This window comes from Burkholderia sp. MSMB617WGS (assembly GCF_001532025.2).
Taxonomy (GTDB): domain Bacteria; phylum Pseudomonadota; class Gammaproteobacteria; order Burkholderiales; family Burkholderiaceae; genus Burkholderia; species Burkholderia savannae.
Genome location: NZ_CP013458.1, coordinates 971,112 through 986,881, shown reverse-complemented (window position 1 = coordinate 986,881; position 15,770 = coordinate 971,112). Strand labels below are relative to the sequence as shown.

Below are 15,770 nucleotides of genomic sequence, written 5' to 3'. Positions count from 1 at the left end.
CCGCCCGCACCAGTATCCGAGTCTAGCGGACATCATGTAACCGGACTGTCAGATATCGTTAACGTGCGCCGCTCGCTCAAGCCGGCCCCATCACGAGCAGTTGCGCGCCGTCCGCCACCTGGTCGCCCACCGCGTACAGCACCTCGCCGACGACGCCCGCCGCGGGCGCGCCGATCGTGTGCTCCATCTTCATCGCCTCCATCACGATGAGCGGATCGCCCTGCTCGACCTTCTGCCCCGGCTCGACGAGCACCGCGATCACCTTGCCCGGCATCGGCGCGGTGAGCCGGCCCTCGCCTTCCGTCGAATCGGCCGCGTGCGCGAGCAGGTTGCGCCACTCGAACGCGCGCGCGACGCCCTGGCAGAACACGTGGAACGTGTCGCCGTCGACATGCACGCGGCCGCTCGCGCGCACGCCGCCCAACGTCACGTCGAAGTCGAGCGGCCCCGCGCCGCGCGACCACGCGAACGGCTTCGCGACGCCGCCCGCTTCGAGCGACTGCGCGCCGCCGTGGTCCAGATAGCGGACTTCGAGCGTCGCGTCGTCGTCGAGCGCGCGCCATTCGATCGTGCGCCGGTAGCCGGCGTTCAGCCGCCAGTTCGGCAGCGCGCCCCACGGCGACGCCGCGCCGCCCTCGCCCGCGAACTCACGCTCGCGCGCGAGCAGCGCCGCGCACGCGAGGCCGAGCGCCGCCGCGGGCGCCGGCTGCGGCGCGAACAGCGCGTCGCGATGGCGCTCGATCAGGCCGGTGTCGAGATCCGCGTCGGCGAACGGCCGGCTCGCGACGATCCGCTGCAGGAACTCCGCATTCGTATGCAGGCCGACGACCTCGCATTCGCGCAGCGCGCGGCCGAGCGTCGCGAGCGCCTGCGCGCGCGTGTCGCCGTGAACGATCAGCTTCGCAATCATCGGATCGTAGAACGGCGTGATCGCGTCGCCCTCGCGAACGCCGCTGTCGATCCGCACGGCCGCGCCGGTGGCGAATTCGACGCCCGCCGGAAATCGCAGGTGCTTCAGGCGTCCGGTCGACGGCAGGAAGCCGCGCGCCGGATGCTCCGCGTACAGGCGCGCCTCGATCGCGTGGCCGCGCACGTGCAGATCGGCCTGCTTCATCGGCAGCGGCTCGCCCGCCGCCACGCGCAGTTGCCACTCGACGAGATCGAGCCCCGTCACCATCTCCGTCACCGGATGCTCGACCTGCAGGCGCGTGTTCATCTCCATGAAGTAGAACGCGTCGCCCGTCATGATGAATTCGACGGTGCCCGCGCCGACGTAGCCGACCGCGCGCGCGGCCGCGACGGCGGCCTCGCCCATCGCCTGCCGGAGCTCATCCGCGAGGCCCGGCGCGGGCGCTTCCTCGAGCACCTTCTGGTGGCGGCGCTGCACCGAGCAGTCGCGGTCGAACAGGTAGACCGCGTGGCCGTGCGTGTCGCCGAACACCTGCACTTCGACGTGGCGCGGCCGCTGCAGGTATTTCTCGATCAGCACGCGATCATTGCCGAAGCTCGCCGCCGCCTCGCGCTGGCACGACGCGAGCGCCGCCGCGAAATCGGCCGCGCGCTCGACGACGCGCATCCCCTTGCCGCCGCCGCCCGCGCTCGCCTTCAGCAGCACCGGATAGCCGATGCGGTCGGCCTCGCGTTGCAGCAGCGCGGGGGTCTGATCGTCGCCGTGATAGCCGGGCACGAGCGGCACCGCGGCCGCGTGCATCAGCGCCTTCGCGGCGGCCTTCGAGCCCATCGCGGCGATCGCCTCGACGGGCGGCCCGACGAACACGATCCCCGCCTCCTCGCACGCGCGCGCGAAATCCTCGTTCTCCGACAGAAAGCCGTAGCCCGGATGGATCGCCTGCGCGCCCGCCGCGCGCGCGGCGTCGATGATGCGCTCGATCCGCAGATAGCTGTCGGCGGCGGCCGGGCCGCCGATGTGCACGGCCTCGTCGCACGCGGCGACGTGCTTCGCGTGCGCGTCGGCGTCCGAATAGACCGCGACGCTCGCGATGCCGAGGCGTTTGCAGGTCGCGGCGACCCGGCAGGCGATTTCGCCGCGATTGGCGATCAGGATCTTGTCGAACATGATGGGTCGGAAAACGGAAGATCGATAACGGATTCGGTTCGGTGCGCGGGCCGCGCGCCGCGCTTCGTCACGGCCGCTACGGCACCGCCGTGCGCGGGCGGCGGCGGCGGCGCGCGCCGCGTCACGCGCGCCACGACGGCGTGCGCTTTTCGAGGAACGACGCGACGCCTTCGCGCGCCTCCGCGCCCGCACGCGTCTTCGCGATCCAGTCGGCGGTCTGCTCGATCAGCGCGGCGTCGAGCGCGCGGCCCGCGACGTCGCGCACGAGCGTCTTGCACGCGCGCACCGCCTGCGGGCCGTTCGCGCACAAGGCTTCGGCCAGCCTCGCGACGGTCGCGTCGAGCGCATCGGCCGGCACGCGCTCATGGACGAAGCCGAGCTGCGCGGCCTTCGCGCAGTCGAACGCTTCGGCCGTCGCGAAATAGCGCCGCGCGGCGCGCTCGCCGAGCGCGCGCACGACGTACGGCGCGATCGTCGCGGGAATCAGCCCGAGGCGCGCTTCCGACAGGCAGAACTTCACGTCCTCGGCCGCGATCGCGATGTCGCACGCGGCGACGAGCCCCACGCCGCCCGCGTACGCGTCGCCGTGCACGCGCGCGATCACGGGCTTCGCGCAACGATGGATCGCCTCGAGCATGCGCGCGAGACGCCGCGCGTCGGCGCGGTTCTCGTCGTCGGAGAAGCCCGCCATCCTCTTCATCCAGTTCAGGTCCGCGCCCGCGCAGAACGCCGGGCCGCGCGCGGCGAGCACGGCCGCGCGTAGCGACGGATGCGCGTCGATGCGGTCGAACGCGGTCGTCAGCTCGGCGATCATCGTCTCGTTGAACGCGTTGCGCACGTCGGGGCGCGCGAGCGTGACGGTCGCGATGCGGCCGTCGTCGGTCACTTCGATCGTTTCGTAGCGCATCGTCGGCTCCTTGCGTCCATCACATCCGGAACACGCCGAACCGCGTGTCCTCGATCGGCGCGTTCATCGCGGCGGCAAGGCCGAGGCCCAGCACGTCGCGCGTCTGCGCGGGGTCGATCACGCCGTCGTCCCACAGGCGCGCGCTCGCGTAGTACGGATGGCCCTGGCGTTCGTACTGGTCGCGAATCGGCTGCTTGAACGCCTCCTCGTCTTGCGCCGACCATTCGCCGCCCTTCGCCTCGATCCCGTCGCGGCGCACCGTCGCGAGCACCGACGCCGCCTGCTCGCCGCCCATCACCGAGATCCGCGCGTTCGGCCACATCCACAGGAACCGCGGGCCGAACGCGCGGCCGCACATGCCGTAATTGCCCGCGCCGAACGAGCCGCCGATGATCACCGTGAACTTCGGCACCTTCGCGGTCGACACGGCCGTCACCATCTTCGCGCCATGGCGCGCGATGCCCTCGTTCTCGTATTTGCGGCCGACCATGAAGCCCGTGATGTTCTGCAGGAACACGAGCGGGATCTTGCGCTGGCAGCACAGCTCGATGAAGTGCGCGCCTTTCGTCGCCGATTCGGAAAACAGGATGCCGTTGTTCGCGACGATGCCGACCGGGTGCCCCCAGATGCGCGCGAAGCCCGTGACGAGCGTCGTGCCGTAGCGCGCCTTGAATTCGTCGAACGCGGAATCGTCGACGATGCGCGCGATCACCTCGCGCACGTCGAACGGCTTTCGCGTATCGACCGGAATCACGCCGTACAGGCTTTTCGCGTCGTAGCGCGGCGGCAGCGGCTCGCGCATCGCGAGCGACGCGCCGCGGCGCGCACCCAGGTTGCCGACGATCGTGCGCGCGATCGCGAGCGCGTGCGCGTCGTTCTGCGCGAGATGGTCCGCCACGCCGGACAGGCGCGTGTGCACGTCGCCGCCGCCCAGATCCTCGGCGCTCACTTCCTCGCCGGTGGCCGCCTTCACGAGCGGCGGGCCGCCGAGAAAGATCGTCCCCTGCTCCTTGACGATGATCGATTCGTCGCTCATCGCGGGCACGTACGCGCCGCCCGCGGTGCACGAGCCCATCACGACCGCGATCTGCGCGATGCCCGCCGCCGACAGGTTCGCCTGGTTGAAGAAGATCCGGCCGAAATGATCGCGGTCGGGAAACACGTCGTCCTGGTTCGGCAGGTTCGCGCCGCCCGAATCGACGAGGTACACGCACGGCAGCCGGTTCTCGGCCGCGATTTCCTGCGCGCGCACGTGCTTCTTCACGGTCACCGGATAGTAGGTTCCGCCCTTGACCGTCGCGTCGTTGCAGACGATCACGCACTCGCGGCCGGCGATTCTGCCGATGCCCGTGACGATGCCCGCGCCCGGCGCGTCGTCGTTGTACATCCCGTATGCGGCGAGCTGCGACAGCTCGAGGAACGGCGTGCCCGGATCGAGCAGTTGCGCGATCCGCTCGCGCGGCAGCAGCTTGCCGCGCGACAGGTGCTTGTCGCGCGCGGCCTGGCCGCCGCCAAGCGCCAGCCGGTCGATCTTCTCGCGCAGGTCGGCGACGAGCGCCTCGAGCGCCGCGGCGTTCGCGCGAAACTCGTCGGCGCGCGGGTTCAGCTTGGATTCGATGATCGGCATCGCGTGGGCTCCGCGCGCAGGGTCAGGCGGTTTCCGCGAACAGCTCGCGGCCGATCAGCATGCGGCGGATCTCGCTCGTGCCGGCGCCGATTTCGTAGAGCTTCGCGTCGCGCCACAGGCGGCCGACCGGGTACTCGTTGATGTAGCCGTTGCCGCCCAAGATCTGGATCGCCTCGCCCGCCATCCACGTCGCCTTCTCGGCGGTGTAGAGGATCACGCCCGCGCAGTCCTTGCGCACCTGGCGCACGTGCGCGCTGCCCGCCGAATCGAGATGGCGGCCGACCGCGTACAGATACGCGCGGCACGCCTGGAACGTCGTGTACATGTCGGCGATCTTGCCCTGGATCAGCTGGAATTCGCCGATCGGCTGGCCGAACTGCTTGCGATCGTGGACATACGGCACGACCGCGTCGAGACACGCGGCCATGATGCCCGTCGGCCCGCCCGCGAGCACCGCACGCTCGTAATCGAGCCCGCTCATCAGCACCTTCACGCCGCCGTTGAGCTCGCCGAGGATGTTCTCTTGCGGCACCTCGACGTCCTCGAACACGAGCTCGCCCGTATGCGAGCCGCGCATTCCGAGCTTGTCGAGCTTCTGCGCGACCGAGAAGCCCTTCATCCCCTTCTCGACGATGAACGCGGTAATGCCGCGCGCGCCGGCCTCGGGCTCCGTCTTCGCGTAGACGACGAGCGTGTCGCAATCCGGGCCGTTCGTGATCCACATCTTCGTGCCGCTCAGCACGTAGCGCTCGCCGCGCTTGTCCGCGCGCAGCTTCATGCTGACGACGTCGGAGCCCGCGTTCGGCTCGCTCATCGCAAGCGCGCCTACGTGCTCGCCGGAGATCAGCTTCGGCAGGTACTTGCGCTTCTGCGCGTCGGTGCCGTTGCGGTGGATCTGGTTCACGCACAGGTTCGAATGCGCGCCGTACGACAGCCCGACCGACGCCGACGCGCGCGAGATCTCCTCCATCGCGACCATGTGCGCGGTATAGCCGAGACTCGCGCCGCCGTATTCCTCGGCGACGGTCATCCCGAGCACGCCCAGCTCGCCGAACTTGCGCCAGAGGTCCATCGGGAATTGATCGGTGCGATCGATCTCGGCCGCGCGCGGCGCGATTTCCTTCGCGGCGAAATGCGCGATCGAATCGCGCAGCATCTCGATGTCTTCACCGAGCATGAAGTTCACGCCGGGCAGGTTGATCATGTCTCCTCCGTCTCCAGGAAGTCCACAGAAGCGCCGATTATTGAGTCTAGCTCAAATCGGCGAATCCATCGTTCGTTGCCGTATTCTGCGGAAATTCTCGTTAGTTTCGCGCTTGACCCGCTCAAGCGTCAATAGTTTTTTGAGCGATACTCAGCTATGATCGACGGCATCGCAACGACGCCCGACGCCGCAGGAAAACCCGTATGACCGCCCCCCAGAAAGCCGAGCGCGCGGACGCGCCGCGCGCGCCCGCCGGCCGCAAATCGCAGCAGCGCGTGCAGGACATCCTGCGCGCCGGGCGCGAAGTCTTCGCGGAAAAGGGCTACGAGCACGCGACCGCGGCGGAGATCGCGCAGCGGGTCGGCGTGTCCGAGGCGACCGTGTTCAGCTACTTCCGCGGCAAGCGGGAGCTGTGCGCACGCGTGATCGCCGATTGGTATGACGAAATCATCGACGCGTTCGAGACCGGGATGCCGCGCGACGCGTCGGTGCGGCAGCAGTTCGCGTTCATCGTCCGCACGCACTTGCGGCTGATGCTCGTGAACGGCACCGGCCTCTGCGCGCTGGTGCTGTCCGAGGGGCGCGCGAAGCAGCACGCGCTCGCCGACGAATTGACGGCGTTGCAGCGCCGCTACACGGCGCCGCTGATGGACGTGCTCGCACGCGGGCAGTCGGCCGGAGAGGTGCGCGCCGACATTCCGCTCAGCCTGCTGCGCTCGATGGTGTTCGGGCCGATCGAGCATGTGCTGTGGGATGCGATTCTCGGGCACCGGAAACTCGATACCGAGACGACGGCCGAGCAGTTGATCGATTTGCTCTGGACGGGGTTGCAACCGCCCGCGCCGGAGAACGCGGCGCTCGTGCACTTTCGGAGCGACGTCGCCGACGCGATGCGCCGGCTCGACGAAGCGTGCGCGCAGGCGGCGCGCGCGGGTTCGGCGCGCCGCAAGCCGGGCAAGCCGGCGTAGCCGAGGGGTGACACTGCGCGCCGCGCGCATCGCATCGCGCACGATGTCGCTCCGCGAGGCGCTCACCCGAGATCGACGCACGCTTCGCGATCGACTCGTCACGGCCGGGCGCATCGCCGCATTCGGTCCGCCATTCGGTTTTCTTTCAAACACCGCTCGCGTTCCTTTCTTTCTCCTCGATTAAACTCGATTTGATTCGATTCGGCTCGGTTAATCGCCCGCCCGCCGACGAATCGCGAAACGACGCGCATCGCTCCGATTCCGCCGCACACTCACGCGAACCGAGCGCATGTTTGCGTCGCCGCTCACGCCGACGCGCCGGCATGCACTTGCCGCTCACACACGAAAACATCGCAGAAAGAGACGCTCGCGGCCGAGCCCGAACGACAGCCGGCACGGCCGCCCCGCGACGTCGCCGCATCGAGCGGCCGGCACGAAACGAACACGAGAAAACGCATCGCAATTCAATTATCGTTTAATGAAAAACCGCGCAAAAACTTGCAATATCAATGAACGACTAATCGACGATTAATCGGGTTTTAGCGCTCTTGACTTTCGAGACGCATAACCTACGCTGGAGTCGTACCAGCCGCCCCGAAGCGCCCGCTTCGCCGTTGCGCTGATTAAAAGTATTCGATTCCGGTACAAGTGCGCATGGGGAGCGCACACGCATTCCACTCTTTTCAAGTCTTTCAGCTCCGCCGCGCGGACGACGTCTGCGCGCACGGACGTTCATTGCCTCGCCGCTTCCTTGGGCCGTGACGCGCGCACGCTCGGCGTCGTCACGCCCGGCCGATCCGGCGAGGCATTTACTGTAGGAGACCGAAATGACTGTCATCCAGATCGGCCTCGTCGATACGACGAACGCCATCGATCCCGCTCTCGTGGAAGCCGCTGCCGCCGCACTGAACGTGCAAGTCATCCGAGATTTGCCGCCGTTCTGGAACGTGCAGGCGACCGTCCGGCATTTGCCGTCGCAGAATCAAATTCCGGCCGGCATATGGCCGGTGCTGCTGGTTCCCGTCCTGCCCGAAGGCGAAGGCGGATTTCACCTGGATCAGCACAACCAGCCGTATGCGAAAGTCGCCGCGACGCGCGGCAACGACGGATGGACAATCGCCGCGAGCCACGAAACGATCGAGATGCTGATCGATCCCGCCGGCAACCGTCTGCAGTCGTCGACGTCGATCGAGATCGTCGGCGGCAAGATCCAGGACGGCAGCGCGCAGTTCGAGTACCTCGTCGAAGGCTGCGATCCGGTCGAAGCGGAAAAATACAGCTATTCGATTCAAGGCATCGCCGTCTCCGATTTCATCACGCCGCACTTCTACGATCCGGTCGTCACGAGCGGCACGCGCTACAGCTTCACCGGCGCGCTCACGAAGCCGCGCGAGATCCTGCCGGGCGGCTACATCTCGTGGATCGATCTGAGCAACGAGCGAATCCGGCAATTGCAATACCTGGACCCGAGCGAGCCGCCGACGATCGTCGATCTCGGTCCTTCGCAGACCAAAGAAAAGAGCCTGAGAGAGTGGCTGCACACGAAGCGCGGATCGCCGGCGGGATTGCGAACCACCCGCGAGCTGTCGGAAAAATCCCTGAACGAGCCGCTGCTCGAACGCTGCCGGCAACACCGCAGGGCGCTGCAGGAAATCGCGAGCCAGCGCGCGAAGATGTACTGAAGCACCCGATCATTCGAACAACTTAGGTGCCCTCATGAACCATTCATTCGACGTCGAGGATCTGATCCTCAACTATGATCCCGAAGCGCCCGCCGAGCGCTTCGTCAAGGGCGGCTTGGAAGCCGCGCTGCTGGCCAGGGCGAGCCGCCTGCCTCACCCCGTCTCGTGGCCCGCCGGCGCACGGCCCGCCGCGCAGCCGCTCGATCCCGCGCCGCACGAGAACGACGACCTCACCCGCTTCGCCGGCTACGACGCGCTCGTCGTCACGTGGACGGCCGCCGAGGCCGCGGCGCTCGCGGCGCTCTTCACGCCCGATCATCTGCCGTCGGCGTGGTATTTGTACCGTCACGGCGTCGATGCGTACATCCCGCTCGTCACGGGGCCCCGCGCGCCGTTCAACGACACGAAGCCGGACATGGCCCGCTACTATCACACGCTCGGCCTGTATTTCCCGTGCGTGATCGGCAACGCGCGCGTGCTGCTGTTCAAGTCCGGCCTGCACTTCGCATATGACGGCCCGCACACGCCGCTTCAACGCCTCGTCGCCGAGCTCGTGCAGACGATCCGGCCCAGGCTGCTGATCACGACGGGCACGGGCGGCGGAATCGGCACCCAAGCGAAACTGGGCGATGTCGTGATCGCGAGCAAGGTCAAGTTCGACTGCACGACGCAGTTCAAGGAGGCCGCATTCGCGAAGTCCGAATACAGCCCTTCCGAGCTGCCGGCCGGCGCGATCGATGCAATCGCGCCCGATCTGACGAAGGTCAACGCGGCGTACATCCAGGGGGCGCGGCCCGTGCCGACCATTTTCACGAAGCCCGCCGACGCGCTCGTCACGACGGACTTCTTCGGCTTCGACGATTCGACGGATCACTATCGCTTGCAGAATCTGGGACGCGCATGCGACATGGGGGACGCGATGATCGGACTGACGATGAAGGACTTCCCGCTGACTCGCTGGTACTCGGTGCGCAACGTGTCCGATCCGCAGATTCCCAATCCCGATAACGACATCGAAAAGGCGAAGCGGGAAGCGGGCCAGATCTATACGCGCTACGGCCCGTATACGACGGCCGCCAGCGTGATCGCGACCTGGGCGATCATCACGAGCGCGCGCGCCTGACGCAACGGCTTCGCGGGCATCGTGCGGCCGCCGTGGAAATTGCGGCCGTCGATCCGAAATAAATTTCGCTCGTGAGGCGAGGCTGCCGCGCGATTGCCGAGCGACAGCCTTTCGTTTCGAATCGAAAACGCCGGCCGGTGCGGCCACAGTGCGCCTCGCGCGTCTGCCGCCCGCTTTTGACGAAGAGCGGCCATTCGGCATTCCCGGCAACGGATGCCTGCCGCCAAGCGAAGCGAAGCGTATCGGCAAGGCGGCTGGCGGCGCGGCCTCGGCCCGGCATGCGCGACCATCGTGACTCGGCCGATCCGGCAACGGGAGGCGGCTGCGCGGCACATTGCCGGCGCACCCGCCCAATCGGCGCCTCGGCATGAAACGGAGGGCCTCGATCGAATGGGTGGAGGAACGCAATGGATGGCGCGACATGCGCCGATTTCCGCCAAACGGAATCGGCAACATGGGGCGGCCGGCGCGTGCGATCCGCGTGACCGAGACGCATGAGAGCGCATCATGCAACCGGCGCGCCACACCCCGCGCGCCGGCCGGCCCTGAACGGCCGGCTGATGCGCGGACGAGAACCGCTCGCCCGGTGCGCGCCGGCAAACGCGGCCGGGGGCTTTCATCGACGGGACGCCCGAGCCGGTCATTCGCATCGAGACAAATCTCCACGCGAATCCGGTCGACACCGCAGGGTTAACCATGAGACGATTCGCGGCTCGTTAGATTTTCGTCGCTACTCGCCACATGAATGTCCCGATGTCGCGCGCGGCACTGGTCGCGACCCTGCTGGCGGCGTGCACGAGCGCGCAAGCGCAGCCGCTCGGCGGCTCGCCGTCGAGCGCAACGCCCACGCCCGAAACGGCTTCGTCGCCAATGCGGCCACAAGCGCCGCCGCAAACATCGCCGCTTACGCCGCCGCTTACACCGTCGCACACGCCGCTGCATACGCCGCCGCCCGAGGCCGCCCGATTCCGTTCGCCGCCGCCTCGCAGCCTCGCGCCGCAAACGCTGTCGAAGCACGCGCAGCCCGACGCGAAGCCGCAATACATCGCGCCGCTGCAGCGTAACTTCGCGTTCGCGCAGGATCAGGGCCGGCAGGAAGAATGCGACGAACTGGCGTCGAAGATCGACAATCTGGCGCGCCACGCGCAAGCCGCCGCGCGCTCGGCGCCGCCGTCGCTGCTCGCGCCGAGCACGATCAACAGCGCGACGCCGTGGAAAGTCCCCGCGCCGCCCGTCTACGAGCCGCCGCCGTCGCGGCCGCTGCCGTCCGCGAACGGCCGCGCGCCGTCGAACTTCGCGCCGCTCGCGTCCGATCGCTGGAGTCGCCCGTGGGCTCACAAGCCCTATCCGGCCACCGAGAAAGACGCAAAAGAGCAGCGCGAGCGCAGCGAGCAGCAGATCGAGCTCGAAGCCCGCTACCGCCGGCTGCACTGCCGCCCATAGACGCCACGCCGTGCCTCGCCGTGCCTCGCCGTGCCTCGCCGTGCCTCGCCGCGCCGCGCGCCCGCGCGGCGAACGCGGCCATTCATGCATGCTCCGGCATCGGCGGGTAACATGTCGTCGACCGCGGCCGCGCGCGACGCGCGCCGCCTTTCCCGACGCCCTCGCCATGCATACTCGACAACTGACGCCCGCTCTCGCCTCGCAATTCGCGAACCTCGCGCTCGGCCACCTGACGCGCGAATACCCGAACAAGCTCACGCACTCGCTCGCCGGCCCGGAAGACGTGCGCGGGCCGCGCGCGCTGCATCCGATCTTCTACGGCAGCTACGACTGGCATTCGTGCGTGCATGGTTACTGGCTCGTCACGCGGCTGCTCGATCGCTTCGCGGATCTGCCGCAGGCGCAGCGGATCGTCGACACCGTCGACGCGCACTTCACCGCCGACAACGTCGCCGGCGAGGCGGCGTACTTGAGCCTGCCGCACAATCTCGGCTTCGAGAGGCCGTACGGCTGGGGATGGCTGCTCGCGCTGTCCGCGCAGCTCGCGTCGATGACGTCGGATGCGGGCCGCCGCTGGTCGGCCACGCTCGCGCCGCTGACGGAGATCTTCGTCGACCGCTTCACCGAATTTCTGCCGAAGGCGACCTATCCGCTGCGCGTCGGCACGCACTTCAACACCGCGTTCGCGCTGTCGCTCGCGCTCGACTTCGCGCGGCAAACCGGGCGCGCGGCGCTCGAAGCGCTGATCGTCGACACCGCGCGGCGCTGGCATCTGCGCGACGCGAACTGCCAGGCGTGGGAGCCGAGCGGCGACGAGTTCCTGTCGCCGGCGTTGATGGAGGCGGAGCTGATGCGGCGCGTGCTGCCGGCGGCCGAGTTCCTCGCTTGGTTCGACGCGTTCCTGCCGTCGCTCGCCGCGCGCGAGCCGGCGACGCTTTTCACGCCGGCCACCGTCACCGATCGCACCGACGGCAAGATCGCGCACCTCGACGGCCTGAACCTGAGCCGCGCATGGTGCCAGCGCTCGCTCGCGCGAGCGCTGCCGGACGGCGATCCGCGCAAGACGGCGCTCGCCGACGCGGCCGACGCGCATCTCGCGAGCGCGCTCGCGCACGTCGCGGGGGACTACATGGGCGAGCACTGGCTCGCGTCGTTCGCGCTGCTTGCGCTGGAGGCTTGAGCCGGACGGCGAAAATGGCGCGGCCGCATCCGGCGGCGCGGGGCAGCCGCGTGCGCCGTGCGCGCCGGATGAGTCTGGCCGGATGAGTCTGGCCGGATGAGTCTGGCCGGATGGGTCTGGCCGGATGGGTCTGGCCGGATGGGTCTGGTCGAATGGGTCTGGTCGAATGGGTCTGGTCGAATGGGTCCGGTCGAATGGGTCCGGTCGAATGGGTCCGGTCGAATGGGTCTGCCCGGATGTGAGTTCGCCCGGAAGCGGAAGGCGCGGATCAAACAGCCTCTGCATCGCGGCCGAATGCGACGCGCCGGCACGCCGCGCGCACGTCCGCCCGGCCGTCACGCGTTGCGCCAAGCGCGGGCGGCGCACGCTTCGCCAAGCGTGGGCGGCACGCACGCGCACACATCGAACGCGCGCTGCCCGCCCGGCGCGCATCAATGCGAAATCGTCTCGAGCGCGATTCCCTTCGTTCTCGGCCCCATCAGCCCGATCGACGCCATCACGATCGCCATCGCGCCCGCGATGAACACGAACACGCCCGGCGTGCCGAACCCCTTCAACACAGCCGCGATCGCGAACGACGTGAAGATCGCCGAAAAGCGGCTCCACGAATAGACGAAGCCGACCGCGCGCGCCCGGATGGCGGTCGGGAACAGCTCCGCCTGATACGCGTGGAAGCTGTACGACATGATGTTGTTCGCGAGCGTCAGGCACACGCCGAGCGCGACGAGCCACCACGCCGCCGACGCCCGGCTGAACATCAGCCCCGCGATCATCGCCGCGCCGGCCATCGCGACGATCACGGCCTTGCGCTCGAAGCGGTCGGCGATCGCGAGGCCGATCAGCGGCCCGATCGGCGCCGCGAGCGCGATCACGCTCGAATACATGAGGCTCGTCGTGACGGTGATCCCCTGCTTGATGAGCAGCGTCGGCACCCAGTTCGCGAAGCCGTAGAAGCCGACCGTCTGGAACACGTTGAAGATCGTCATCATCACCGTGCGCTTGCGGTACGGCGGCGCCCACATGTCGCGGAACCGGCCGCGCGGCGCGACGGGCTCGGCGGGCGCGGGCGGCGGCAGCGGCCGGCCGTACTCCGCCTCGACCCTCGCCTCGAGCGCGGCGAGCACGCGATCCGCTTCGTCGAGCCTGCCCTGCTGCGCGAGCCAGCGCGGGCTTTCGGGCAACCGGCGGCGAATCCACCAGACGAAGATCGCGCCGTGCGCGCCGATCAGCACGACCCAACGCCAGCCGTCGAGGCCGAGGGGTGCGCGCGGGACGAGCAGATACGCGAGCAGCGCGACGACAGGCACCGCGACGAAGCCGACCGCCTGCTCGCACGCGAACGCGCGGCCGCGAATCTGCTTCGGAACCAGTTCGGAGATGTACGTGCCGATCGTCACCATTTCGACGCCGAGCCCGAGCCCGACGACGAAGCGCCAGAAATTGAGGCCCGCGGCCGTATCCTGAAACGCCATCACGATGTTCGCGGCCGTGTACCACAGGAGCGACCACGTGAACACCGCGCGGCGGCCGAAGCGGTCGGCGAGAAATCCGCATGCGATCGTGCCGACGAAGAGCCCCGCGAACAACGCCGCGATGAAGCTCGCGACGCCCGTCGTGCCGAACAGCCCGTGCGTCGTCGCGGTGAGGATGCCGCTCTTCACGAGGCCGGGCGCCACGTAGCCGCTGTAAAGCAGATCGTACAGCTCGAAGAAGAATCCGAGGCTCAGCAGCGCCACCAGTTTCCAGACGCTGCGCGTGGGCGGCAGGCGGTCGAGGCGCGCCGAGATGACGCCGGCGTCGATCGTCGTCGCGCACGCCGACGCGCGCGAGGCGCTTTCCGTTGAAGCCATGGCGGGGGTGTCTCCGAATGTCGTCGTTGTCGAATCACGGCCGCGGGCGGCCGTTGGCGTTTCGGACATTTTACCGGGCGCACGGCCGCCGGGAAGAACGGCGAGGGGCGCGCCGCGCCCCTTTTCGTCACGCGCCGCCGCCGCGCGCCGCCGCGATCAGCGTCGCCAGCGGCTGCCGCTGACGGCCCCGCTCGTCGAAATTCCCGGCGGCGAGCCACTGCCCGAACGCCGAGCGCAACGCCGGCCATTCGCGGTCGACGATCGAATACCACGCGGTGTCGCGCGACCGGCCCTTGTAGACGACGGCCTGCCGAAACAGCCCCTCGTACGCGAAGCCGTAGCGGAGCGCCGCCGCGCGCGACGGCGCGTTGAGGCTGTCGCATTTCCATTCGAAGCGGCGATAGCCGAGCTCGTCGAACACGCGCTGCATCAGCAGGAACATCGCTTCGGTGCCCGCGCACGTCTTCTGCAGCAGCGGCGAATACGCGACGAAGCCGACCTCGATCACGCCGTTCGCCCGGTCGGTCCGCATCAGCGCGCAGGTGCCGACCGCCTTGCCCGTCGCGAGATCGACGATCGCGTGATGCAGCGGATCGTCGGTTTCGGCCGCCTTCGCCAGATACGCGCGGTAGCTCGCGGCGTCGGCGAACGGGCCTGCGCTCATGTACGTCCAGTCGCGGCCGTCGGCGGCCAATGCGTATGCCGCATAGAGATCGTCCGCGTGCCGGCTCGCGTCGACCGGCTCGATCCGGCAGAACCGGCCCTGCATCGGCGTGCGCGGCGGCGCGGGACGCGGCTGCCAGCCGGGCACCGGCGCGCCGATCGGCTGGCCGAATTCGTTGGTGTATGCGTTGTCACTCACGGAATGTTTCCCGAAACGATGAATGGGTCGCCGATCGGCGCCGAAGCCTGAAGCCTGAAGCCTGAGGCCCGAGGCCTGCGCGTCGATCCCGGATCGACATCCGTGGCCGGCGCCGCGACGGCGGATTCGATTGTAAAAGACGTCGACGGGGCGTGCCGCATCGAACATCGCGAATGACGCGACTCGATCGTTGCGCGCCGCCCGGCGCATCGGCGCGTCGGCGCATCGGCGCGTCGCAGAATCGCAGAATCGGCCCATTGTCCACGCAATGCATCGCTCGCGCGGTCTCGACCGACGCGGGCACGCGGGAAACCGGGATGCCGCTCCAGTCGCCGGAACGCCGCGCGCGACGCGAATTGCGAAGCATCGCAGCGCGACACGAACGGCGTCGGGGCGCGACATTGCATGTCGTCGAATTCGAAGCGCGCATGCGCCGCGGGGCTCGAAGCGCGAGCCCCGGGATTCGGGATTCGGGATTCGGGATTCGGGATTCGGGATTCGGGATTCGGGATTCGAAGCGCGCTGACCGCCCGCCGATGGGCCTCACTCGATGCCCGGCGAATGCCGCCCGGCATACCGCAAGCGCCGTGTGATCGGCGACGCTTGCACACAAGTGCGCGGCCCGTGCGACTGCGGTCGTTCAAGCCGGTCGTTCAAGATCGTGCGGGGGTCGACGGCGGCGCGGACCGCCGCGTAAGCGGCCGGCAGCGCGCCGGCGCCGCCCCCTGCCGGCATCCGATGCAACAGGGCCGCCGAGCCAGGGCTTTGATGCAAGCCGCGCCCCTGCCCGGCGCGGTCCGCGCGCCGGCTCGATTGCATGCCGCGCTCACCGTGCGGCTCGCCCCGG

General features: G+C 68.7%; 10 protein-coding genes and 1 pseudogene. 5 read left to right on the top strand and 6 right to left on the bottom strand.

Annotation, left to right across the window (positions count from 1 at the left end):
* Nucleotides 1–76 precede the first annotated feature (76 nt).
* The 4 genes from WT60_RS24850 to WT60_RS24835 all read right to left on the bottom strand — a co-directional run bounded on the left by WT60_RS24850 (nucleotide 77) and on the right by WT60_RS24835 (nucleotide 5,815).
* Nucleotides 77–2,077, bottom strand: coding sequence for an acetyl/propionyl/methylcrotonyl-CoA carboxylase subunit alpha (locus WT60_RS24850; protein ID WP_060356395.1), 2,001 nt, complete (start codon nucleotides 2,075–2,077; stop codon nucleotides 77–79).
* Nucleotides 2,078–2,198: 121 nt separating this feature from the next.
* Nucleotides 2,199–2,984: an enoyl-CoA hydratase/isomerase family protein gene (locus WT60_RS24845; RefSeq protein WP_038752734.1), complete on the bottom strand. Its 786-nt coding sequence runs from the start codon at nucleotides 2,982–2,984 to the stop codon at nucleotides 2,199–2,201.
* Between the two features lie 19 nt (nucleotides 2,985–3,003).
* Nucleotides 3,004–4,611 carry a carboxyl transferase domain-containing protein gene (locus WT60_RS24840; RefSeq protein ID WP_059575931.1) on the bottom strand — a complete coding sequence of 536 codons (1,608 nt, stop codon included), beginning with the start codon at nucleotides 4,609–4,611 and terminating at the stop codon, nucleotides 3,004–3,006.
* A 22-nt stretch (nucleotides 4,612–4,633) separates the two neighbouring features.
* A complete protein-coding gene (locus WT60_RS24835) occupies nucleotides 4,634–5,815 on the bottom strand; it encodes an isovaleryl-CoA dehydrogenase (protein ID WP_038752738.1) in 1,182 nt (393 codons plus the stop codon).
* A gap of 203 nt (nucleotides 5,816–6,018) precedes the next feature.
* Between WT60_RS24835 and WT60_RS24830 the strand changes: the two genes are divergently transcribed.
* The 5 genes from WT60_RS24830 to WT60_RS24810 all read left to right on the top strand — a co-directional run bounded on the left by WT60_RS24830 (nucleotide 6,019) and on the right by WT60_RS24810 (nucleotide 12,211).
* Nucleotides 6,019–6,783, top strand: coding sequence for a TetR/AcrR family transcriptional regulator (locus tag WT60_RS24830; protein WP_059575935.1), 765 nt, complete (start codon nucleotides 6,019–6,021; stop codon nucleotides 6,781–6,783).
* 827 nt (nucleotides 6,784–7,610) lie between these two features.
* Nucleotides 7,611–8,465, top strand: coding sequence for a hypothetical protein (locus WT60_RS24825; protein ID WP_038752742.1), 855 nt, complete (start codon nucleotides 7,611–7,613; stop codon nucleotides 8,463–8,465).
* Nucleotides 8,466–8,499: 34 nt separating this feature from the next.
* Entirely contained in the window at nucleotides 8,500–9,588 is a 1,089-nt protein-coding gene (locus WT60_RS24820; RefSeq protein WP_059647447.1) for a hypothetical protein, read from the top strand.
* Nucleotides 9,589–10,329: 741 nt separating this feature from the next.
* Entirely contained in the window at nucleotides 10,330–11,031 is a 702-nt protein-coding gene (locus WT60_RS24815) for a hypothetical protein (protein WP_060356394.1), read from the top strand.
* Between the two features lie 166 nt (nucleotides 11,032–11,197).
* The gene (locus WT60_RS24810) at nucleotides 11,198–12,211 is read left to right on the top strand and encodes a DUF2891 domain-containing protein (protein ID WP_038752748.1); all 1,014 of its coding nucleotides are present in this window, start codon (nucleotides 11,198–11,200) and stop codon (nucleotides 12,209–12,211) included.
* A 431-nt stretch (nucleotides 12,212–12,642) separates the two neighbouring features.
* Here WT60_RS24810 and WT60_RS24805 read toward each other — a convergent pair whose 3' ends face one another.
* Together WT60_RS24805 and WT60_RS24800 are read right to left on the bottom strand one after the other, a co-directional pair.
* Nucleotides 12,643–14,061, bottom strand: coding sequence for an MFS transporter (locus tag WT60_RS24805; RefSeq protein WP_060356393.1), 1,419 nt, complete (start codon nucleotides 14,059–14,061; stop codon nucleotides 12,643–12,645).
* 127 nt (nucleotides 14,062–14,188) lie between these two features.
* Nucleotides 14,189–14,958 (bottom strand): annotated as a pseudogene (locus tag WT60_RS24800) (GNAT family protein).
* Nucleotides 14,959–15,770: the final 812 nt, after the last annotated feature.